This window comes from Fluviispira multicolorata (assembly GCF_009208585.1).
GTDB lineage: Bacteria > Bdellovibrionota_B > Oligoflexia > Silvanigrellales > Silvanigrellaceae > Silvanigrella > Silvanigrella multicolorata.
Genome location: NZ_WFLN01000005.1, coordinates 317,947 through 342,024 on the forward strand (window position 1 = coordinate 317,947; position 24,078 = coordinate 342,024).

The 24,078-nt window shown below is 36.0% G+C and carries 16 protein-coding genes; 6 read left to right on the forward strand and 10 right to left on the reverse strand.

Annotated elements, in window-relative coordinates; translation table 11 throughout:
• Window positions 1-18: 18 nt before the first annotated feature.
• From gspD to GCL57_RS04985, 4 genes are read right to left on the reverse strand one after another with little or no spacing between them, the layout of a single operon-like run.
• The gene (gene gspD / locus GCL57_RS04970; RefSeq protein ID WP_152212176.1) at window positions 19-2,583 is read right to left on the reverse strand and encodes a type II secretion system secretin GspD; all 2,565 of its coding nucleotides are present in this window, start codon (window positions 2,581-2,583) and stop codon (window positions 19-21) included.
• Window positions 2,580-3,527: a hypothetical protein gene (locus GCL57_RS04975; protein ID WP_152212177.1), complete on the reverse strand. Its 948-nt coding sequence runs from the start codon at window positions 3,525-3,527 to the stop codon at window positions 2,580-2,582. Before GCL57_RS04975 ends, gspD begins: the two co-directional genes overlap by 4 nt.
• Window position 3,528: 1 nt before the next feature.
• Window positions 3,529-4,464 carry a PDZ domain-containing protein gene (locus GCL57_RS04980; RefSeq protein ID WP_152212178.1) on the reverse strand — a complete coding sequence of 312 codons (936 nt, stop codon included), beginning with the start codon at window positions 4,462-4,464 and terminating at the stop codon, window positions 3,529-3,531.
• 18 nt (window positions 4,465-4,482) lie between these two features.
• Entirely contained in the window at window positions 4,483-6,096 is a 1,614-nt protein-coding gene (locus GCL57_RS04985; protein WP_152212179.1) for a SpoIIE family protein phosphatase, read from the reverse strand.
• Between the two features lie 175 nt (window positions 6,097-6,271).
• On the opposite strand from GCL57_RS04985, the gene GCL57_RS04990 reads away from it, so the two are divergent.
• Both GCL57_RS04990 and GCL57_RS04995 read left to right on the forward strand, forming a co-directional pair.
• The gene (locus tag GCL57_RS04990; protein ID WP_152212180.1) at window positions 6,272-8,170 is read left to right on the forward strand and encodes a methyl-accepting chemotaxis protein; all 1,899 of its coding nucleotides are present in this window, start codon (window positions 6,272-6,274) and stop codon (window positions 8,168-8,170) included.
• Between the two features lie 139 nt (window positions 8,171-8,309).
• Window positions 8,310-9,773 (forward strand): sigma 54-interacting transcriptional regulator, encoded by a 1,464-nt coding sequence (locus tag GCL57_RS04995; protein WP_152212181.1) that lies wholly within the window; start codon window positions 8,310-8,312, stop codon window positions 9,771-9,773.
• 32 nt (window positions 9,774-9,805) lie between these two features.
• On the opposite strand, the gene GCL57_RS05000 is transcribed toward GCL57_RS04995, so the two are convergent.
• The 6 genes from GCL57_RS05000 to GCL57_RS05025 all read right to left on the reverse strand — a co-directional run bounded on the left by GCL57_RS05000 (window position 9,806) and on the right by GCL57_RS05025 (window position 19,482).
• Window positions 9,806-11,746 carry a sulfatase-like hydrolase/transferase gene (locus tag GCL57_RS05000; protein WP_152212182.1) on the reverse strand — a complete coding sequence of 647 codons (1,941 nt, stop codon included), beginning with the start codon at window positions 11,744-11,746 and terminating at the stop codon, window positions 9,806-9,808.
• Between the two features lie 111 nt (window positions 11,747-11,857).
• Entirely contained in the window at window positions 11,858-12,103 is a 246-nt protein-coding gene (gene rpsR / locus GCL57_RS05005) for a 30S ribosomal protein S18 (protein ID WP_152212183.1), read from the reverse strand.
• A 123-nt stretch (window positions 12,104-12,226) separates the two neighbouring features.
• Entirely contained in the window at window positions 12,227-15,124 is a 2,898-nt protein-coding gene (gene mutS / locus GCL57_RS05010) for a DNA mismatch repair protein MutS (RefSeq protein WP_152212184.1), read from the reverse strand.
• A 71-nt stretch (window positions 15,125-15,195) separates the two neighbouring features.
• Window positions 15,196-17,025: a translational GTPase TypA gene (gene typA / locus GCL57_RS05015; protein WP_152212185.1), complete on the reverse strand. Its 1,830-nt coding sequence runs from the start codon at window positions 17,023-17,025 to the stop codon at window positions 15,196-15,198.
• Window positions 17,026-17,114: 89 nt separating this feature from the next.
• Window positions 17,115-18,233, reverse strand: coding sequence for a glycosyltransferase family 4 protein (locus GCL57_RS05020; RefSeq protein WP_161597604.1), 1,119 nt, complete (start codon window positions 18,231-18,233; stop codon window positions 17,115-17,117).
• 25 nt (window positions 18,234-18,258) lie between these two features.
• Window positions 18,259-19,482 (reverse strand): class I SAM-dependent rRNA methyltransferase, encoded by a 1,224-nt coding sequence (locus GCL57_RS05025; RefSeq protein ID WP_152212187.1) that lies wholly within the window; start codon window positions 19,480-19,482, stop codon window positions 18,259-18,261.
• Between the two features lie 184 nt (window positions 19,483-19,666).
• Between GCL57_RS05025 and GCL57_RS05030 the strand changes: the two genes are divergently transcribed.
• The 4 genes from GCL57_RS05030 to GCL57_RS05045 all read left to right on the forward strand — a co-directional run bounded on the left by GCL57_RS05030 (window position 19,667) and on the right by GCL57_RS05045 (window position 24,029).
• Entirely contained in the window at window positions 19,667-20,578 is a 912-nt protein-coding gene (locus tag GCL57_RS05030) for a dimethylarginine dimethylaminohydrolase family protein (protein ID WP_161597605.1), read from the forward strand.
• 218 nt (window positions 20,579-20,796) lie between these two features.
• Window positions 20,797-21,765 carry a pyruvate dehydrogenase (acetyl-transferring) E1 component subunit alpha gene (gene pdhA / locus GCL57_RS05035; protein WP_152212189.1) on the forward strand — a complete coding sequence of 323 codons (969 nt, stop codon included), beginning with the start codon at window positions 20,797-20,799 and terminating at the stop codon, window positions 21,763-21,765.
• A gap of 24 nt (window positions 21,766-21,789) precedes the next feature.
• Window positions 21,790-22,767 carry a pyruvate dehydrogenase complex E1 component subunit beta gene (locus GCL57_RS05040; RefSeq protein WP_152212190.1) on the forward strand — a complete coding sequence of 326 codons (978 nt, stop codon included), beginning with the start codon at window positions 21,790-21,792 and terminating at the stop codon, window positions 22,765-22,767.
• Between the two features lie 23 nt (window positions 22,768-22,790).
• Window positions 22,791-24,029: a pyruvate dehydrogenase complex dihydrolipoamide acetyltransferase gene (locus GCL57_RS05045; protein ID WP_152212191.1), complete on the forward strand. Its 1,239-nt coding sequence runs from the start codon at window positions 22,791-22,793 to the stop codon at window positions 24,027-24,029.
• Window positions 24,030-24,078 lie beyond the last annotated feature (49 nt).

The window sequence follows — 24,078 nt, forward strand, 5'->3', positions numbered from 1 at the left end:
TCCGTTTTTTACCCCTCATCACTGGTATGGTGGTGGGGGTGGAGGAGGTGGTGGAGATGGAAAACCAAAGCCTCCTCCGCTACTCGTACCCGAATTTGAAGAAGGTGCATTGATTGGATTTGGATCTTCACTTGGCAATACAGCTCTTTTCGTTGCAGGAGCAGGTTCGTAGGTTTGGTTTTTATCATTTTCTTGTTGTTCTTCGCTTTTGGACAGAGTTTTAGGAGCTTTCCCAGCTTCTTCGTTTGGTAAAATAGAATAAAATTCTTCGTCTTTATATTTTTCTCCATAATATATTTTCAAAAATAAATCTCGATCTTTTATTTTATTATTATATATTTTTTCGAGATCTTCTGAATTACGAACAATATGTGGAGTTACAAATAAAGTTAGACTTGTTTTCTTTTTCTCTTTTGTCACAGATTTAAAGAGCCAACCTAAAATTGGAATATCACCTAATAAAGGTACTTTTGATTCACCTACTTTATGACTGTCTTGAGTGATTCCGCCAAGAACTGCTGTTTGACCATTTTGTACAATTAAAGTTGATTCGGCAGATCGTTTGCTAATTGGATTTGGTTTTCCATCTTTATCAAGGGGTCCTGCATCATCTAAGTTTAAATTGATTTTCATTGTAACAAAATCTGCCCGTGAAATTTGTGGGGTGATTTTTAAAGAAGTTGTGACGTCATATTTAGTAACCTGTTGTATAGAACCTTGTCCGTTAGGATTTGCGGTCGTTGTAACTGAGCTGTATTGTTGGTTCGATTGAAAATTTGCTGTTTCGTTATCGGAGACCATCATACTTGGTGTTTGTAGAATATTTGAATTAGAGTCTTGTTTTAATGCAAATAAAAGTGCTCCAGGTGTTAAAGTAAATGGTCCAAGATTTATAGATTTATTACTTAAAATACCGAGAAGGAAATTATCACCCGCTCCTTTTAATGAGTCTATATTTGCGGTGGAATTTGTTTGATTTACTACGAAAGGTGCTGCTTGAGCTGCATTAAAACCAAAAGGCATAACGTAACGGCCATCGCTTAAAGTAGCGCCACCAAGTGTTGCTGGTTTCCAATTAAATCCATTATTAATATTCATATCGATGATATTTGCTTCAACATAAACCTGAGCCCTGCGCTTATCGAGTTGAGCAATAATTCCATCAAGTTCATCATAAGCGGATTTGCTCCCTTGAATAACGAGAGCATTGGTCGCTTTATCTGCAGTTACTTTAACGCCATTTAAGTCAGCAACTGCTTGCCCTTGGGGTTGACCGGGTGGAGCATTGGGTGCACCTGGAGGAGGTGGTGGTTGAAAGAAAGCAGGTCTGTAAGGTGAATTTTGATTGCGTGTATTTTGTGTGAGAGCTTGCAAAGTTTGTGCAAGTTTTTCGGAGTCGGCATAGTCAAGAGGACGGACACGTACCATGGTTTGCGAGTTTTGATCAACTGCTGGTTTATCAATTCTTTGTACAAATCGAACAATGTCGTCGAGACCACTTGCAGGGCCAACTAATATTATGGAATTTGTGCGTTCATCAGCTAAAACTTTTTGTAAACTTAAAGATGGACCATTTCTATTGCCAAAAATATCATTTACTTTTGCTACAGCATCTTTGGCATCCATGTAATTAATTGGAACGATAGAAACCAAAGGTTGATTGGTTTTTGAATCGAGTAATTTAATAACTTCAAGAATACGGCGGATTCGATTTCCAGTGTCGGTTAAAATAAGAGAGTTTGTTGTCGTAAATGCCGCATATTGAGTGATACCAAGCAATGGTCTCAATTGGTTTATAACTGAATTGGCGTCGATATATTTTAAAGGAATAACTTGATTGATAATTTCATCGGTCGATGGCGACCAGTTTTCACCATAGTAGGTTTTAATATTTGAAGATTTAGCATTGGCAATGGGCAGAATTTTTACAACAGATCCTGTATCAACTGTAGTAAAACCAGAGATATTTAATGCACTTAAGAAGGCTTGATACGCTTCTTCTTTTGTCACTGGTTCTGGAGAAATGATGGAAATTCTTGAGGATCCAGCGACTCCTTGAGCCAGAACAAAGTTTTTTCCGGTCCAAAGGCCAATAGTTTTAATAATATCACTTAAATTTGCACCATTTGGAAAGTCAATGCTGACAAGTTCTTTACCATGTGGGATATCATCCACTGGATTGGTTTTTTTGTTTTTTTCCTGAGATTTTTCCTGAGATTTCGCATTTTGCTTTTCAGGAATATTTGGCGATGTAATCGAAGATTGTGGGGCTGATTTTGGGGTGACTGCAGTTCCTTGAAAAGTTTTTCCTCCAGGAGCAGTCGGTGAATTTGGGGTATTGCCATTTGATGGTGGAGTTGAGGGTAATTTAGGTATTTTGTTTGTATCATTTTTATTCGGTGGTGTCTTGCTTGAATCGTTTGGTGGTGAAGGTGGTAAAGGAGGAATAGGCGGCGCTTGTGCAATAACTGTACTATTGAATACAATACTCGCAACTGTCGTCATTACAAAAAAATTTAATTTTTTATTATTTCCTATTCTTGAAATACGATTGTTATTTGATCTTTTAAAAGTCTGATTCATCTAACTGTTACCTTTTTTGTCATCTGCATTCCCGCTCTATTTATTTCTATAACGATATTTGTTTCGTCTTGTAAAGCTTCATAAAGTTTAAAGCCCTGAGAAGGATCCTCAAGTTTTATTCCGTTTACAGTTGTAATAACGTCACCATTTTCTAGCTTCATTTTATCAAAGAGACTCCCTGCCGTAATTGAAAAAATTTTAAACCCAAGTGTTTTTCCATTTGAAACTTCGGGAACAAGACGAGCGGAGTTTAGGATCTTTGAAAATCCAGGTCCAATTTGTTCGTCAACAAAATCTGATGTAAATTCATAAGACTGTCCTTCATTTTGATTATTTTTATCGCTCTCTATTGGATATCTTGATTGTGTTCCGGTGGAAAGACAAATTTTTGTATTTGCTTGCCGAATTTGCACTGTGGAAGGCGTTGGTATTTTATAAATTTCATAACTCTCATTTTCAATGAGAGTTTGGCCTTCTTTATATACATCTGCGGTCGGAATGCGAGAATCTTTAAAGGTAACAAGATTGGTGTTTGGATTGCCTGTAAATAAAATGCCGACTAATTCAACAGGAAGTTTTTCGTCGTTTTTAGAACAAGGAACAGAATCGAAATTTTGAATAAGTCCATTATTTTCTACTGTGTCTTCTACAGGGATTTCTCCAGAAATATTAAAGATATTACGATCTATAATCTTTTCTTGCATTTGTGGATATGAAACATTAGCAGATAAAATAATAGGATTATAAACATGTCTATTAAAATTTGGTGCGGGTTTTGAATTATCTAATAAATAAAGAGAGGCAGTTGTATTAACAATATTTGAGAGTAAGATACATGTAGCAAAAGTTAATGATAAATTACGAGCAAGTAAAATATTTTCTTTGCTTAGCTTTGCAAAGAACTTATTGTTTGTAATATTTTCAAATAATTTAATTTTTTGCATTTTACTGTATATTCGCCTTCAACTCAATTTGTTTACCATTTCTTAAAATTTGCACGTTAATGGAGTTTTCATTTCTCATGGAATTGAGTGTTTGAATAGCTCTCGCAGCATCATTTAATTGAATATTATTTATTGAAGTTACAATATCTCCATTTTGAAAACCTAATTTTGAATAAACACTATTAGGTGTTATGCTTGTTAATTGAAATCCTTTAACCTGTCCGCCTACTAAATAAGGTGAAGCTTTGGCTTCTTCAAGGGTTTTGGCAAAGTTATTATTTAAAATATTATTTACCCATTGTTTTGACGTTGTGGAAACATTTCCATTACGTTCAAAACCATTTTCTTTATAACCTGTTCCTGTATTTCCGACTAAAGCTTTAGTGTCACGGCTTTTAGGAGGAGTGGGATAAATGAGATCAATAAATTCGGGGCAATTTTTATTTGTAACTAAAATTCTATTTTTTTGGATACCTGCTAATTTTCCGCCCATGGGAAGAGTGTCACCAAGTTTAAAACTATTTCCTAACTTACTTTGGGAACCACTGCTTTCAAATTGAACAATACTTGATTCGGAACTGCCTCCAAAAACAATTCCAGATATCTTATAGGGGAGATCGGATTTTATTGGAATTTCTGGGCAGACAAGCTGTCCATTGCTTTCGGCATCAGGAATAGCGCCTGTTACGTTAAATATGTTTCTTTTAATTATTGCATCAATATTCTTTTTTGCAATTTCATTATTAAAATTTTTTTCGATTGTATGATTTTGTTTTTTAGAAGTTGATTTATTGAGGCCTGTAATTGTGGTGACTAAACCAAAGGCAAATGAAAGTCCCACAATGGAATAAACATAGGGTAATACTTTTTCGGCAGGCGGTATAGCAATGTCTGACGAGAAAATCTTATGTTTGAATTTTGATACAATGCTCTTCATTTTAAATAGTTCTTAACATTAAAGTTGATTTATCCTTGTTACGACTATGGTTATATCATCTTCTAGTGGCTTTCCAGAACCATAAAATTCTAGAGCTTCTTGCAGGAGATGCTCAATAAAAGCAGCGCAACTTTCAGTATTATTTTTGTCTATAAATTTACGTAATCTCCTTTTACCATATTCTTCATCTTGATCATTTTTATTTTCAATAAGTCCATCTGTATAGAAAAATATAAAATCATCTTTCTCAAGTGGAATTTCCTTCTTTTCAAAGCTTTCACCATTGGTATTACCAAGCCGGTGGCCACTTGCAACCATACTTACAACTTTTTTGTCTGCTCGTACAAGCATCGGAAAGTTATGCCCAGCATTTGAAAAACGTATGACTTTTTTATCAAAATCAAAAACACAAGAAAAACAAGTCATATTATAGCGCACGTCGTTGCTATTGCCCATGCTCGAAAGTACTGTATCAAATCCTACGAGAATGTCATCTACATCAAGATTTTCTCCTGCAAAAAGTTTGCTTTGAACTGCAACAAAATATCCTGATACAGCAGCTGTCACCATGGCACTGGCTGTCCCATGTCCTGTTACATCTGCAATGAAAACGTAAAACTTATCTTTTAAGGAAACAGTATTCCACCAATCTCCTCCACAAAATGCAGCAGGAATTGCTGTGCCTGCGCACTCTACATTTAAATGCTCAGGTGCTTTTTGCGGAAGAAATGTTTTTTGCACCAATTGACTTGTTGCAAGTTCCATTTCAAGAGTTCGGCGTTGACCTTCTTTTTCTTCGATTTCTTTTTTAATTTGATCATAGCGTTTGCCAAGTTCATCGTTTGCTCTGCCCAGTTCGTAGTTACTTTTATTTAATTGGTTAAATAAACGAACTGTTTCAGCTTGGTTTTTTGCGATCATTGTATAACCTAACAAAGTACCTGTTGTGCTCTCAATTTTTACTCCATTGATTGAAAATGGAAGAAGTTCTCCTTCTGAAGTCTGAACAAATACTTCAACATCTCTAACAAATCCTTGGGTTGTAAATTGTATTTCAAGCTCTAAATAATAATCAACTAAACTTTCTGCATGTGGAAATAATTTTCGAATATGTTGGCCAATTAACTCTGCCTGAACATATTTTGTTGTATCACATGCAGATTTATTTGCTTTCATGATAATGCCATCTTGATTTAAGAGAAACATCATTTCAAACATGTTATCTACGACTTGATCGATGAATCTTTGATGTTCTAGTATTCCACGGGCAACATCGAGTAATTTTAAATGTGACTCAGAAGTAAAGCTATTGAGCTGCTCTTCGGGCAAGAGATCAAGATTTTGAATTGATACCATTTGAATGGTTTGTAAAAGTTTTTGAGTAGGCTCTGTAAACTCTGCTTGCCATTCTTCGATAAGTTGGTTTGATTTTTTATAAGTTTTATAAGTAAACACACCTGAAAATATTGTGAAAATAATCATGAAAATATTGAATGCTAAGTTAACAATGAAAATATTGCCGATTATTCCTACAACAATAAGAATTCCAATATAAGCATAAACGTTTTGAACAATATTCAAAAGTTTTTTTGTCCACTTTTGGATGATGTCTTCAATCGTTATATTGCTCAAAGCTTTATTCTCCCGTCACTCAATTTTATCAGTTCCGATCTGAGTGGGATGTCAGTTAAATGAAGCTTTGAAATCTTCTTTCACTATGTCAATACTGTGGCTCTCTATATTAATGTTACAGTATCCGAAGTGATCATAGTAAAATATTTTATTCGACTGCGACTTGGAGTGCTTCATGGAAGAAATCCGATTTAAACCCACAATTCTAGTATTACTTGCCATAATTGGGGCTGTTGTGATCGCAGCAACAGGCTTTCTCTCAACCGATTGGATGCTCACTACAGCAGTCGGAGTTGTGCTGTTTCTTTTGTCATATGTTTGGTTTTTTGCAGTCAGAAAAAGAATTGATGAGATTTTGACCCATGATTTAGATAAAATTGCCAACGAAGCTGCTCGTGCCATTCGTGAAGAAATGGAATCCAAAGGTGGAAATGTAACTGATAGAAAAGTTTATGAAAAAGAAAAAAACTTAGATTCTCGTGAAAAATCGTTTGAAGGAAAAGAAAAATCAATAGAAAATAAAGAAAGAGAAATAGTCACGCGTGAAAAAGATCTCATGAGAAAAATTGAGGAATTTGAAAGTAAGAAGAAATCATTTGAGCAGACAACTTCTATTCCTTCAGTCACAGTTGCTGCTTCATCACGCTCAAGAGAAGGAACAAAAGATGAAATTTATGAAAGAGATATTATAGCGCTCAGACATCAGCTTCTGCATATGGAAGAAGTTAACAATGCACGTCTTGCCACTCTGCAACATGAATTCCAATCTAAAAATGTGCAAGCTCAAAAAAATATGGAGTTTTGGAAATCTTCTGCTGAGAGCATGAATAAAAAGTTGCAAGAACAAAAGAGAGAGTTTGAGTCATTGGCAAAAACTTTAGAGAGTCGGGCTGTTCTTTCAGAGGAAAGAGCACTTGAGCAGCAAAATAGATTAGCAAAACTTCAACTTGAAAATTCACAAAAAGAAGTGGGTGTGAGCGAGCAAGTAAAGCGGTTAGAAGAAATTATATCGCTTGTTCCTGAAATGACAAATCAACTTCATAACGTAACTCATCAAACAGAAAGAAGTGCAATTGAAATTGGTGATAAAGTTAGATTTATTTATGAAAAAGCACAAGAACATCTTGAGGAATCTAACGAAATATCTGCGCAATTTAGAGGTGGTAAAGGTAACAATAACAACACATCTTTGAGTGAAGTTATTCAAAGCAGTTTATCATTATTAAGAGAAATGATAGAAATGCTCGAACAAAACTCAAAATTAAATATGGATTATTCAAAGGCAATAGATACAATCCTTGTTAATACAGCAGAAATTAATAAAATCAGTGACGAAATTCAGTACATTTCTGACCAAACAAATTTACTTGCGCTTAATGCGGCCATCGAAGCGGCTCGTGCCGGTGAGCATGGTCGAGGTTTCTCAGTGGTGGCAGAAGAAGTTCGTAAACTTTCTGATAGAACCAGTCTTGCAAGTAATAATATTATTCAAATTGTTGGAAAGGTAAACTCAAGTGTAAGGGATATAAGTAGAAGTTTACTAGAAAACTTAAAGAAAAACACAGAAAAGAAAACACATGTGGACCACGCTGTAAATGAGCTTGTGCGCACTGCAGAAGAGAGCACAGAGGTCTTTACAAAACTCATTTCTAATGCTGTAGCAAGTTCTGAAAGTGTGGCGAAAAATATTGACCAAATTATTTTAAGTCTACAATTTCAAGACATCACCAAACAGCAAATCGATCAGGCTCTCCAACCGCTCGAAAGAATAAAAATTAATATTGAAGATCTGTTAAACAAAGCGCTTCAAAACGATGCTCTTGCTCTGAAAACAGCACATCAAGGTGGTAATGGTGGAGGTGCTGCAAATGGCGGAGGCACACCTCCACCACCTCCTTCGACTCCGCCAGCAGGTTCACCACCCCCATCTATGACTCCTCCAAAAGCAAGTGCTGCTCCAAGTGGTGCGACATCTGCGCCAACGCCCTTAAAACCTGCGGCGAAATCAGCAGAATCTACTTCGCATGCTGAAGAAGATGAGTCTTTAACGAAGGGCGATGTGGTTTTCTTTTAAAGAAAAATTTTTGCCGAAAAAACTCCCAATTGTGGTCTTGTTATATTTTTTACATGGTGCAATAATAACAATCAGTCAACCCAATTTTATATATGTCTACTGCACCAGTTAATGCCAGTTTTGGCAAGGGGAGGAGATCGTGAACGGATCTTATGCGCTTATGGGGTCGAGTGCCATTATTCGTCATGTTCAGCATCTTGTATACAAGGTTGCAGAAAGCAATTCGGCAATATTAATTACAGGTGAACCTGGCACGGGTAAAGACGCAATTGCCAAGATCATTCACGAAAGATCTCAACGCAATAAGTTCCCATTTGTTCCAATTAAATGTTCCGCAGGAAATGAAGAGTTGCTTGAGATAGAACTTTTTGGCTATGAATCAGGTTATGTTCCACAGAGCCCGCAGGCGCGTGAAGGTCATTTCAGACAGGCTGAAGGTGGTACCTTATATCTTGATGAGGTGAGTAAATTAAGTGATAAGCTCCAGCTTGCTTTATATAGAGCTATAAGTGATGGAATAATTCGCAGTCTTGGAGGAAAAGCGGATATTCCAATTAATATTAGAATTATTTGTTCTACTTCAGTAGATCTTGAACAATTGGTGAGAAGAGGGCTATTTAGAGAAGAGCTTTTTTATAAGTTATCAGCCACCTCTATTTATTTGCCTCCAATTCGTGAGAGAAGAGAAGATATTCCTATTTTAGCTGAATTTTTTGTGCAAAAATTTAATCAAATTAAAGCAAAAAAGATAATTGGGATTTCCCATGATGCAATGAATGCTCTTTTACAAAATACTTGGGCAAATAATATTCAAGAATTAGAAAATTTAATTGAAAGAATTGTTGTTTTAAAGAATTCAGGTAGCATTGAAATCAGTGATTTACCACCTCGTTTACGTAATTTTGTAACAGATAATATTGATGCATTTTATGATCGAACTCAACAACCGATTATGAATCAAAATAATATTATGCAGACGACGGGCAATTTATATCACAGTCCAACGCAATCGAATATTTCACAGTATGCAAAACTTGGTTCACAAAACTCTCAGGTACCACCTTACAGTCAATCACAAAGAGAAAATGCTATTTTGAATGGGCATAATAATCATTTTAATAGAAATAACCAAGCAAATTCTCCTGCGAATAATAACTACACACAAGCTTCGCAACCGCAACAAAATTATAATCAAACATATTCTCAAGCACAAAATAATTTACAAAATTCAAATCAATCAATTTCTAGAAATTCTATGTTTGATGATATTCCAAGTGAAATTGATCAATTTATTAAAAAAGAAATTGATTTGGGTTCTGGAATAGATTTTTACCGAGTGGTCGAAGAGTTTGAAAATAGATTAATTTCAGAAGCTCTTAGAAGAACAAATCATAATAAAAATCGTGCCGCTCAATTGCTCTCTATGAACCGTACAACCTTGGTTGAAAAACTTAAGAAACGGGCAACCACTTCACCGATTAAATCAGAAACAGGTCGAGTCAAAAGAAATTCAGCATTCACTATTTTTGATGGGTTGGGTAATGACAATCCTGATTTTGACACCATTGATTTTGTTAATTTAGCTACAGAAGAGGGTGTCTGATTGATAAATTAGACTAATGAAAAATAGAAAGATCAATTGATCTTTCTATTTTTTTCTACAAAAAGATCTTGAATTTCTTGTGATGCATCGCTGAGTTGAATAACTTTTTTTTCTTTTGAAATGCTTACACTATTTCTAGAAAAATCAACAAATAATGAAGATAAATCTGGAAAAAAAACCTCGGCTTCTGGGACGTTGTCATTTGTAACAACAAATCCTGTAGAAATACGGAACCTATTTTCAGGAATAGTTTCTAATAATGACAGTCCATCAATTTTTGCCACAGGTTTTACAACTTCCATAAGTTGTAAAATTGTAGCAAAGATATCAGATTGAGCGATAGGGGAATTTGCTTGGTTTTTAATTTGCTCTAAATAATGATCAGGCGGAATAACAAAAAAGGCATTGTGAATAATGTCTTTGCTATAGCCTTGATTAAAAATAACTTTTGATTCGTCATCATTTTTATCTTTTTCTTCAAAAACTTGTTTTATTTTATTTGTCCATGCAGAAAAAATTGAGTTTGACTCGTCTTTATTATTATTTTTTGCTTCAGAGTTATCTATGTTCTTATCTTTATAGTTGCTATCAAAATCTTGTTTTTTTTCTTCATGAGAAGCGTTTTTATTTTGTGCAAGCGCAACATTTTGACCATGATCTGTTGTATAAAAAATCCAAATATCGGGATCTTTTTTGCGGGCAGCCTCAATTAAACGATTTAAATAGACATCAGAATATACGATTGTATTATCATATGCATTGGTTCCATTTGGGCTATTTTCAGGAAAATATTTTTTATATTCTTTTTCAGAGTGAATATTATATGGATAATGGCTTCCATCCATATGAGCAATTAAAAGAAATGGGGATCGCATTTCTGATAAATGAGGTAAAATACTTTTATCAAGAACCTTTATGTCATCGGCTCCTTTTGATACGCTTACATTCGTACTAAAGTCAGGACCAGAGCGGTAATAATCTACTAGCCCATTGCCAGTGAGCTGGTCAAAATTTTTCCAACGTAAATCTTGAGCGCTGATAAATGCTGTGTCATAATTTCGGGCTTTAGCGTAATCAAAAATATTTGGAGCTGAATAAATAGTGCCAAAGGGATCGATATTTTGTTTTCCAACCAGCATATATGGAACAGAAATAAGAGTGTGTGGGCCAATGCTGACAACATTTTGGAATGGAATAAGGATTCCTTCGTCACGCATTTTGTCTAGATTAGGAGTTGTATTGCGTTGATATCCGTAAAGGCTCATGTGGCTTTTGGCAACAGACTCACCAACTATCCATAAAATATTTGGAAGCTTTTTAGTCGTTGGAGATAAACTAATTGTCGGTTTATCTGCTTTAAGTTTTTTAAAATACAATGATCGAGCTGTCTCGGGAAGTGCGGCATAAACAGAGACCATTGAATGTTGATAATCTAAAATAAGGTACCAATTGACCCCACATAAAATAACAAGTGGTATATATAAGATCGAATAAAAGATCATTTTTGATTTTCTAAAAATAAGATCTTTTTTCTTGGGCAAAAATAAATAAATAATAAAAAAGGAAAAGAGAATAAAAAGAGTTGTTTTAAAATAATTAATATTTTCAAATCCAAGTTGAGTCGTTAGCATGGGTTCGCTAAAGAAAAAGCGAATTCCATAAGCTGTTAAAGGTGCGTTGTAAAAGGAATAATGTGCTGTTTGAATGCCTAGAGGAATAAATACTAAAAGAACTGCTAAGAGTTTTGAAAAAAATTTACCTTTAAAAAGAAGATCGATAAATAAAATAAAGAAGATAAGAGTAATAACACTTAGTAAGTAATTAACAAAATATCTTCCGCCAATTATGTCATATATAAATTTCAGAGGTTGTTTTATAATAAATATGTCATACATTATAAAAAGAGCGATAATAATAGAAATTCTTTTGAAAGAACTCATTCTTGAAATTTTATGGGAAAAACTCGATATCATTTTAAAGTCCTAAAAATTCATAGATAAATAAAGAACTATTTAACATAAAACAAAAAAACCGAATCTTCAAATTATGAAGACTCGGTTTTTTGTAAACTGCTAAAAAGATTTTTAGCGAGCGTCGTTGCCTTGGCCATAGCTTAAAATAGCCATAGTGCGTGCACGTTTAACAGCAACGGTTAGAGCCCGTTGTTGTTGTGCGCTGGCACCACTGATGCGACGTGGAACGATTTTTCCGTGTTCAGTTACGAAACGGCGAAGAAGTTGTGTGTCTTTATAGTCAAAAGTGATTTGTGGATCGAGCGTTCTTTTTGGTCTGGAATAACGACGCTTTTTCTTACCTGTGGATACTGCCATGGTAAAACTCCTAATGAAGTTTGTTAAATAAAATGCAGGCAGCAGCGTTGGGCTAATTTGCCAACGCAGCAACTCAACAAAACATGAAGACTCAAATAAGCACAGCTCAGCTAATGCGTCAAGTTAAAAGAGGGTTTGTTCGTTAGAGAGAAGGCGTTCCTTTTGCTTTTTGGCTAAATTTTGTTGTTTGGCAAGAGTTTTTAGCAAATGAACGCTTTGTTCCCCTTCTGCAAGTTGTTTTTGCGCTGCAAATTCTTTAAGGATATAAAGAACTTCAAGAGCTTGACGGGGTGTTGTGCCATCAAGGTCAAGGCTCGTGAGAGCCATTTGCAAACTATTTTTTATAGGGCTCTCTTGTGGGATCTTGATTTGATTGCTTTTTAATTGAATGGGTTTTGCTTCTGGCTCCTGTTCAAGTTTTAGGAGAACTTCTTCTGCTCGGGCAATAATGCTGCTTGGAATTCCTGCAAGTTCAGCGACATGTAGACCATAGCTCTTTCCTGAGCCTCCATGTGCATATTTTCGTGAGAAAATAATTTCTTTTTTATCTTGATTGTTCTCATCTTTACATGTCGTTTCGACAACGGACATATGCATGGGGCAAATATTGTTGTGAGTCTTACAGACTTCTTGTAACTCATGATAATGAGTAGAAAACAATGCTCTGGCTGTTACTTTTTCGGATAAATTTTCAAGAATTGACCATGCAATGGAAAGACCATCAAAGGTTGATGTTCCGCGACCAATTTCATCGAGCAACAGCAGACTTTGCGGGGTAGCAAACCTCAGCATATTAGCTGTTTCAAGCATTTCAACCATGAAGGTAGACTGGCTTTTAAGTGCATTATCACCAGAACCTATGCGGGTGAAAATACGATCTACAAGACCTATTTCAGCTTTTTGGGCAGGTACATAGGAGCCAATTTGGCAAAGGACTTGGGTCACAGCGACTTGTCGCATAAGCGTGCTTTTACCGGCCATGTTTGGGCCCGTAATTAAGTGTACTAACGGATTCTGCTCTGAACTTTCATTTATAATTCCAAGTGAAATATCGTTTGGTACAAAGACTTCAGTTGTTTGTAAATTTGCTAAAATAGGATGAGTTGAGCCAGTTAATTTAGTAAATATTTTGTTACTTAAACTAGGGTGACACCAATCGTATTGCTGAGCGAGCTGTGCAAAGGTAACAGAAAGATCAATGTCTGCAATAAGTTCAGAAGCCTTTGTCAAAATGCTTGAATATTCTAAAATCTGTGTTCTTAAATATTCGAGAATTTCTTTTTCTAATATGATGCGTTCATCACTTGCATTTAATGATTTTTCTTCGAGTTCTTTAAGCTCTGGTGTAATATATCGTTCACAATTTGTTAAAGTTTGTTTTCTAATAAAATGTTTTGGTGCTTGAGCTATTTTTCCCTTAGAAATTTCAAAATAATAACCAAATGCACCCGTATAGCCAATTTTTAAGGTTGAAATTTGTGAGATTTCGCGTTCTTTTTGTTCAAGGGAGTTTAGCAACTCAGAAAAATTTGTTGTAAGGGCAATGGCTGCATCGAGTTCTTTAGAATAACCTTCTTTAAAAACAATTCCTCCTTTTCCCATAACAGCTGAAGGTTCTTCGGCGAGCGATTTTATTAAAAGATCTTTTAATGGTTCTATAGATTTTATGATGCTATTATTTTTAAATGGATTAGACTTAACTTTATTTAAAACCTTTTCAAGTGTAGGTAATGATATTAATGTTTGTTTTAGCCAAGCCATTCCTCTTGCATCTAAATTCTTTTGTGCAGCTCTTGATAATAATCTATCAATATCTGCGGTTGAACGTAGATTTTCAATTATTTCATTGACAATTTCGGTTTGCTCTAAAAATTCACTTATAATTAAATGAGATTTTTCAATTTCTTTTAAATTTTTAAATGGATAATTAAGTCTGCGAATCAGTTTTCGACTGCCTGTTGCCGTTGAGCATTTATTAAGAAAATGGAAAAGACTTCCTTTTTTCTCACCTGAAGCTGTATAAAAAAAGTCTAAATGTTTACGAGTTCCTTCGTCAATTATTAGATGAGCTGTTAAATCATAGTAAGTGATAAACTGTATGTTTTTTAAAACAGACTTTTGTGTTGATTTTAAATATTGAAGGATTGCGCAAGTGCATTGTAAGCCATTTGTTATTTCATTTAAACCAAAAGAATTTAAATCTTTTTCTTTAAAAAACTCAAGAAAGAGTTCTTTGCAGTTTACAGGTGAGCGCAATATCCAATTATCAATTACATTCACTGTTGTGGAATGATTTTTTTGCAGAGATTTAATGAGTTCGTGAATGTAATTTTGAATACTTTTAGGCACAAGTATTTCGCGTGGAGCAATGGTCGCAATTTCTTGGCTCAATAACAATTCATTTAAATTTTGTGTTATTCGAAACTCACCAGTTGAGACATCCACATAGGCAATGCTGTATGTTTTTTTATGTTCAATAATACTGGCTAAGTAACAACCGAATTTTGTTTCATGACTTGTTTCTTCGTCATCTAAATCGCCTGGAACGGCTGGTGTGGCTATCCGAGTGATTTCTCTTCTTACAATTCCTTTAGCTTGGCGTGGATCTTCAACTTGATCGCACACAGCGACTTTAAAACCAGCTAAAATACATTTTTTTAGTGCATTTTTATAACCAACAGCGGGTGAGCCTGCCATTGGTACAGGGTTTGCACTTGATTTATCTCGAGATGTTAAGGTTAATCCGCAAATATCTGAAACAATAATGGCATCAATGCCAAAGAGCTCGTAAAAGTCACCCATTCTGAAAAAAAGCAGTGCATCGGGCACTTCGTCTTTTGCAGTTTTAAATTGCTTCATCATAGGTGAGTCGAGCTGATTTAAGGATATTCCAGATATATGTTCGGAACTTAGTTTTTCAATAGCTGGTTTTAAATGCGGAGGGAGTTCTTTGCCATTTGCAAGCCAGTGTTTCAAGAGTGAGTGGGTGGAATTCATATTTAAATTTTCTACTAAGGTCATTGCGGAAAGCCCTTTTAAGCACAAGAGTCATAAGCAACACACTATAGAATATAAAAAAAGGAGAGTAAAACTTACTCTCCTTTTTCTCTGCGGGAAACACTGCGTTGGTTGGAAGCGAGGGTGCGCTTACGAATACGAATGTTCTTTGGAGTGATTTCAATCCAGTCATCATCTTCAACCCAGTCAAGAGCGGTTTCAAGGCTCATGCGAGTTACAGGGGAGAGTTTGGTTGAGTCATCGGATCCAGAAGCACGCATGTTTGTTAGCTTTTTCTCACGAACAGCGTTTACATCTAGGTTAGAGTCACGATTGTGTTCACCAACAATCATGCCTTCATAAACTTCTTCACCTGCACCAACAAAAAGACGACCACGTTCTTCAAGTCCGGAAAGAGCATATTCAGTTGTCTTACCTGAGCGGTCAGCAACAAGTGCTCCGTTTACACGTGAAAGGAAGCTTCCACGGTTTGTTTCCCAGCCTTCAAAGTAACTGGACATAAGTCCTTCACCTTTAGTGTCTGTAAGGAAAGTACTGCGGTAACCTAGGAGTCCACGGGTTGGGATGCTAAACTCAATACGTGTGCGACCGTTGTTGAACGCCTGCATATTTTCGAGACGACCTTTGCGAATAGAAAGTTTTTCTGTAACAGAACCAACACTTGCGTCTGGCACGTCGAGAACAACTCTTTCAACCGGTTCAAGGGTTTCGCCTTTCTCTTTTTTTGTAATAACTTTTGGACGTGCAACCATACACTCTCCACCGGCACGGCGAAGATTTTCCATAACGATTGCAACTTGAAGCTCACCACGGGCTTTTAAAATGAACACTTCTGGGGAGTCTGTGTTTTCAATTTTTAAAGCAACGTTGTTCATAGCTTCTTTGAGTAAGAACTCACCAAGCTTACTGCTTGTGAGGTATGTTCCTTCGCGTCCCGCCATTGGAGACGTGTTTACACTGACTTCAACACCAACTGTAGGTGGGTCAACTTCAATACGTGGAAGGGCTTCAGGGTTTGTTGCATCTGCAATGGTGTCACCAATTGCAAGATCGTTTAAACCAGTGGCAAGAATAGCAATATCTCCCGCAGAAACGGATTCTACATCAGTTTGCTCAAGGCCTCTGTAAGCTCTCACTTTAATAATTTTAGCTTGCTGTTGCTTACCTTCTTTATTGATAAGAACGATATTTTGGTTTGCTGTTAGAGTGCCACGTTCAATGCGGCCAATTGCCAAGCGACCTAAGAAGTTATTGTAACTTAAATTATTAATTAAAAATTGAGCTCCACCTTCAAGTTGTACGCGGGGTGGTGGAACATGTTCAAGAACTGTATCGAATAGGTCTTGTAAATTATCTGTTTTAATATCTTTTGACTTGCTTGCCCAACCGTTGCGGCCTGAAGCGTACAAAATTGGGAAGTCGAGATGGTGATCTTCAGAAGAGAGTTCTAAGAAAAGATCTTGAACCATTTCAGATACTTCATCAACACGTGCGTCAGAACGATCAACTTTATTGATAACAAGAATCATACGGAGATTGCGTTGTAAAGCTTTTTGCAACACGAAGCGAGTCTGAGGAAGGGGGCCTTCAGCAGCATCTACCAAAAGGATTGCTCCATCAACCATCATTAAAGTGCGTTCCACTTCGCCACCAAAGTCTGCGTGTCCAGGAGTGTCGACGATATTAATACGAACATCTTTGTACATCATAGAAGCATTTTTTGCTGCAATGGTGATTCCGCGTTCACGTTCAAGGTCCATACTGTCCATGACACGCTCTGCAATGGATTGGTGAGCTGCAAATGTACCTGATTGTTGAAGAAGTTTGTCCACAAGCGTAGTTTTGCCATGGTCAACGTGTGCAATAATTGCAATGTTACGCATATTTCCGTTAATAGTTGTCATAAAAAGCCTTTCAGAGTTTTGGAACAAAATGTTTCCAAGAAAGTTTCCGTACTGTTGGTATTCACAATTTTAAAAAAAAGCAAATCAAATCAATATAACTTATCATAAAGTTCGAGAGTTTCTTGCGCCATATTTGACCAAGTGTATTTTTGGGCAAGTTTTAATCCATTTTTGACACGAATATGAATGACTTCGTTATTTTCATTGAGAGCTTCTTGCATACCTCTTTGCAGATCGTGAATGCTTTCTGAGTTCACATATGTAGCTGTATCCTGCATGATTTCGGGTAATGAAGTTGTGCTGCTAACAACAACAGGGACACCGCAGGCGGCAGCTTCGAGGGGGGGGAGGCCAAATCCTTCATAAAGTGAAGGGAATATAAATGCAGAACTGAGCGCATAAAGGAGAGGAAAATCTTCTTCTCTGACAAAATTCAAAAAATAAATTTGATTTTTTTTATTAAATTTTTTAGCTAACTCCAAATTTTTATCGTTAAAATCAGATAAAATAACCAAAGGGAGATCAAAATTTCCAAGACAATATGCTTCGGTAAGTTTTTCTAAGTTTTTATGTGGCTTATGGTTTCCACTGGCAAAAATATACTTTTCGGGCAGGTTATATTTTGCTAAAAATTCTTTAATTCTGTCAACACAAAACTCACTACGCTGTTTAAAATTATTATAAACTCCGTTGTAAATAACGCGAATTTTGTCATCAGAAATTTGAAAATACTTCATGATCTCATTTTTAGAGAAATCCGAAACAGTTACAATATATTTTGCTTTAATAAGTCTTCTTTTTAAAAAGAAGTTATAATACAATTTTTGTTTTAAAGTGTAATTTTTGGAAAGTGCAACATGATTCATATCGTGAATCGTTGCTATTAAGGGAGTATTTCCTAGCAGTGGAACAATAAAATGAGGTGAATGAAAAAAATGAGGGCGATATTTTAAAGTATAAAAAAACATTTCAAACTGCCCAAATAAATTATAAAGTCCAGTTTTTAATTTAATAACTTTAAAATTTTTTGGAAGCTTTTGTTTAAAAAAAGGAGAATTCTTATTTACAAGTAATAAAAACTCAATAGCGGGATTATTTTTGTGAATAAGATTGTAGATAAGTTCGCGGGTGTGACGTGCAATTCCATGTTCATTGCCTTCAATAACAACACGTGTATCAATCATAATTCTTTTTTTAAACGAATTCATTTTTCCCCTCATACCTCAAATGAAACTAAAGCATTCTCTTTTTTATAAAGTAACACTTTAAATATTCAGAAGAATCTGGAGTTGCCAGACGCGTATGACATGGGGACTGCTCCCCTTTATGGAGAAGTACCCAGTTTTGTGTACTTAGACCAAGAGAAACACTTTCAAGAAATTCTTGGTCATCTATATGGCGGCTGCAACTGCATACAATTAAGATACCATTTTCATTCAATAAATTGTGAGCTAAGCGGGTCATTTTTGTATATGCTCTTTTTGCTTCGGCAATGTTCTTCTTCGATTTGGTAAAAGCTGGGGGATCAGCGATAATAAGATCGAATTTTTGAGCACTTTTAGTGAGACCTTGTAAATGTTCAAACATGTCACCATGCAAAGTTGTAATTTCGGGAGAGTGTTGTGAGTTTTGTATAATATTTTTTTGAGCAAGCTGCAATGCCCAAGCGTCTTGATCAATAAGAGTCATGTCCATAATTCCTGCTTGTGCCGCGATAGCGCTCCAAGCCCCAGCATAACTGCAAATATCAAGACTTTTCTTAATATTATAATTAACTAAGAGATCTGCTAGGTATTTTAAATTGTTTCTTTGGTCTAAAAATAGACCTGTTTTTTGTGCTTTATTTAAAGAAAAACTCATTTTTAAATGTGCTAAATTGCATGTTACTTCATAACTTTGTTCGTTAGCTGGTTTTTGAATCCAACGGGTTCTTTCTGGTAAATTTTCGAGTTTTCGAATTTGTCCTGTACTTCTTTCAAAAATAGGTAAATGAATTGTTTTTTTAATTGCTTCGACAATAAAAGGAAGCAAAAAATCACCCACTGCAGAAGAACTTTGTATGACAAGAACAGATTTATAATCATCGATAGCTAAAGCGGGTAAACCATCGTTATCCCCGTGCGAGAGCCTATATGCTTCATTTTGAGCAAATGAAAAACACTGTTTTTCTTTATAGAGTTTGCTTAAATAAAGATTAAGTTGATCAATAAAATCTTCTTTAGAAATGAAATTATTATTAATTTTTTCAAAGAGACAATCAGGTAACAAACGAATCGAAATAAGATTTGATTTACAATAAATACCAAAATTTTTTGTTCCTTTAATTTGCACCAAAGAAATTTTCTCATCGTTAAGTAAATTATCGTCTAAATGGTTTACTTGGTTACTAAAAATCCAAGGACTTTTAAAGTATTTATATTTAGAATCAATGATATCAATCTGAAGAATTTTTAACAAAATGGGATCTCCTCTGGCTGACTTTATTTTATTTGAAGCTTATTGTTTTCAAATCAAAAGAAAGATATAAACTTGTTTAACTTTTTTTGTAAAATGTTTGAACCTATAATTTGAATGATGTAATAACTGATGCTGCTTTCCATTGTCTGAAATGAAAGCGTGCTTCTTTTTTTTGAGGTGCCATATGCAAAAAGTGATACATAATGTATCAGAATTAACTTTTTTAATTGATTCCGTTCCCGCAATGCCTCTTGCAACAAAAGTCATGATGGTAAATCCAGTTTATTTTAATGTGGACACCCCTATAAATGCGCATATGGTCAAAGAAGATGGTTCCTTGCACGAACTTGATAAAAATAAAGCTCAAGATCAGTGGCAAAACTTAAAAAAAGCATATGAAAATATTGGGTTAAATGTTTTTGTTGTCGATCCCGTTGAGAATCTTCCTGATATGGTTTTTTGTGCAAATCAAAGTTTCCCTTATTTAGATGCTTGTGGAAACTTACATGCCGTTTTATCAAACATGCACAATGATATACGCAATCAAGAAGTTCCTTATATCAATTCGTTTTTAAATGCGCATCAATATCAAACCCATCGCATTGCTTCACGCACAGAAGGATATTTTTTTGAATCCATGGGCGACGCTCTCTGGATTCCTGAACGACGTTTCATTTTGGGTGGCTACGGATTTCGAACTGATAAAAGAGTATATGAAATTTTAAGTGAAACCACTGATGCCCCTGTAGCTTTATTTGAATTGACTCACCCTAAATTCTATCATTTAGACACATGTTTAAGCATCTTAAATAAGAACACAGCGCTTGTCTGTAAAGAAGCATTTACAAATGAAGGTTGGGAACTTTTATCGGGTATTTTTTCAAATTTAATCGAAGTTCCTTTAAATGAAGCAGATTCACCTGGATTTGCTTGCAATGCACATTGTCCAAATGGAAAGCATGTGATTATTCAGACAGGCTGTAAAAAGACAAAGTCACTCCTAAAAAGCAAAGGCTTTGAACCTATTCCAGTGGATACCTCTGAATTTATAAAATCAGGTGGTTCTGTGTTTTGTATGAAATTAATGTTTTTCTAAAATTTCATAAATTTTTATAATCAAATTTTGTAAGGCAGCAGGGATCTGTTTGCATATGCCATTCTTTTTTTATTCTTTTAAGATTGCCTATTCTTGCAGTCCCGTTTTTTCTGTCATAGCGTATACCTTGTGTGTTTGAGGTTTATCTCAAACGAATCCTATCAGTGATTGTCATAAAAAATTGTTTTCGATTCTTCTTTTTTTGGAGAGTTTCATAGATGACTCAAAAATTATCAAATCAGCTCCTAGTGGCTTTTTATAAAGAAATGCTACTTGGCCGTCGCCTTGAAGAGCGCGTGGGACAGCTTTATGTTCAACAAAAATTTAGTGGATTTTGTCACCTATATATAGGTCAAGAAGCTGTTTCAACGGGTTGTTTAAATGCTATTCGTAAAGGCCAAGACTATGTTATTACAGGCTATCGCGATCACGTTGCACCTGTTGTTTTAGGTATGGAACCCGGTGTCATGATGGCTGAACTACTCGGTAAAGTAACTGGGTGTGCGCGTGGAAAAGGTGGTTCCATGCATATGTTCTCTGAAAAATTCCGTTTTATGGGAGGGCATGGAATTGTTGGTGGACAAGTTCCATTGGCAACGGGAGCTGCTTGGAAAATTAAATACAATAAAGAAGATTTAGTTGCTCTTTGCTTTTTAGGAGATGCAGCTTCAAATCAAGGTCAGTTTCATGAAGCGCTCAATATGGCTGCTATCTGGGATCTTCCATGTATTTTTATTATTGAAAATAATAAGTACGGAATGGGAACTGCAATTTCTCGTACATGTTCTTTAACAACTCTTGCTGACAGAGCAAAAGCCTATAACATGCGTCAAGCTGTTGTTGATGGAAGAAATGTTGTAAATACATACACTCAAATGAAAGAAATTGTCGACGAAACACGTAAAACCTCAAAACCTATTCTGGTTGAAATTCAAACTTATCGTTTCCGTGGCCACTCTGTTTCTGACCCAGGCAATTACCGTACAAAGGAAGAAGTTGAAAAAGAACGCGCACGGGATTGTCTTGTTTTACTCAAAGACATCATGCTGAACCAAAAAGCTGCAAAAGAAGACGACTTCGAAAAATTTGAAGAAGAAATTGCAGATAAAGTCGAAGCTGCTGTTGCCTTTGCTGAAGACTCACCAGAACCAGAACTCGATGAACTTTATAAACATGTTCTTGTTTAGTCACTAGAATTTGAGGTTTTAAAAATGGCTATTTTAACTTTACGAGAAGCGCTCAATCAAGCGATGAGCGAAGAGATGGAAAGAGATCCAAGTGTTTTCCTTATGGGAGAAGAAGTTGCTGAATATGATGGCGCTTATAAAGTTTCCAAAGGTATGCTTGCAAAATTTGGTCCTATGCGCGTTGTCGACTCCCCCATTTCCGAAGCTGGATTTGCTGGACTTGGTGTTGGTGCGGCTATGTGTGGATTGCGTCCAATCATTGAAATGATGACCTGGAATTTTGCCATTCAAGCCTTTGACCAAATTATCAATCATGCTGCAAAAATGCTTTACATGAGCGGTGGTCAGTACAAAGTTCCCATGGTTATCCGTGGACCACATGGGGCTGCTCACATGTTATCTGCTCAGCACAGTCAGTGTGTCGATCATATGCTCGTAAATTGCCCTGGTTTAAAAATTATCAGTACAATTGATCCTGCCGATGCAAAAGGTCTTATGAAGTCAGCTATTCGCGATGACAACACCGTTCTCTTTTTAGAAAGCGAAATGCACTATGGCCGTTCTGGTGAAGTTCCAGATGGTGAGCATATTGTCCCAATCGGTGTGGGTATTGTTAAGCGTGAAGGAACTGATGTTACCTTAGTTGCTTGGAATAAAATGGTGCTTTTAGCCCAAGATGTTGCCGTTGAACTTGAAAAAGAAGGTATTAGTGTTGAAATAATTGACCCACGTACTCTCATGCCTCTTGATGAAGAAATAATTTTCAATTCCGTACGTAAAACAAATCGTCTTGTTGTTCTTGAAGAAGGTTGGGGAGTTGCATCATTTGGCTGTCACATTGTCGATAGAGTTGTAAAAGAGTGTTTTGATGACCTCGATGCTCCGCCTGAACGTGTGACAAATCTTTTTGTACCAATGCCTTATAATGAACGCCTCGAGCACGAAGTCATGCCAACGGCAGAAAGAACAATTTCTGCAATTAAGGCTGTTTTATATAAATAAAGATAATTTTTGGAGACATCATTATGGCTACAGTAATGGAAATGCCAAAACTTTCGGACACAATGGCTGAAGGCTCTGTGGCGCGTTGGTTAAAAAAAGAAGGCGATAAAGTTTCGGCTGGTATTCCTGTCATTGAAATTGAGACCGACAAAGCAACTATGGAATATGAATCTCCTGCAAGCGGAGTCTTATTAAAAATTCTTGTAGGTGATGGACAAAAATGTCCTTTGCAAGCTCCGATTGCAATCATTGGTAAAGCCGATGAAAAATGGGAAGAAGTATTCGAAAAATATAAAGCTAAAAAAGGCGGCTCTGCTGCTAGTGCAAAATCCGAAGCACCAAAAGCTACAGCGTCTGCTCCAGCAAAAGCAGCTGCTCCACAAGCGACTTCTGTTTCTCAAGTAGATGTTAAAGCAAGCCCACTGGCTAAAAAAATTGCTGCTGACAAAGGAATCGATCTTAAATCAATTCAGGGAAGTGGTCCAAATGGCCGTATAGTTCAGCGCGATTTAAGTCAAACTTCATCATCTGCCGCGACAACTTCTCCTGCATTTGCAGTTGCATCTGGTGGTGTTGTTAAAATTCCTCATACCAATATGCGCAAAACAATTGCACGTCGTTTGGCTGAAAGTGTGAACACAGCCCCCCACTTTTTCCTATCCATCAGCTTTAATATGGCAGATCTGTTGAATTGGAGAAAATCTGCGGTTGCTAAATTACCTGAAGATCAAAAATTCAGTGTCAATGACCTAGTTATTTTCCTAGCTGCGCGTGCACTTAAGCGCCATCCCGCAGTCAATTCTTCTTGGCAAGATGATTGTGTTCTTCAATACGGTGACGTGCATATAAGCGTTGCAGTTGCATTGCCAAATGGTTTAATGACTCCGGTTGTAAGACATGCAGACAAATTGACAGTTGTCCAAATTGCGCAAGAGACAAAACGTCTTGTAAAAATTGCAAAAGAAGGAAAGCTTCAGCCAAATGATTATGCTGGTGGAACTTTTTCTGTTAGTAATTTAGGTATGACGGGAATTGAAGATTTCACAGCAATAATCAATCCTCCTCAAGCTGCTATTCTGGCTGTTGGTTCCACTCTTCCGACACCTGTTGTACTCTCTAACGGTTCTGTTGGAGTTGAACAAAGAATGAAAGTGACCTTGAGTTGTGATCACAGAGTTATTGATGGAGCAGTTGGAGCCGAATTTTTAAAGACTTTAAAACAGTATTTTGAAGATCCTGCAACAGCATTATTTCTAGGTTAAAAATTAGCTTTTTTTAAACTAAAATGACAGAACTCATACCAGTTTAATC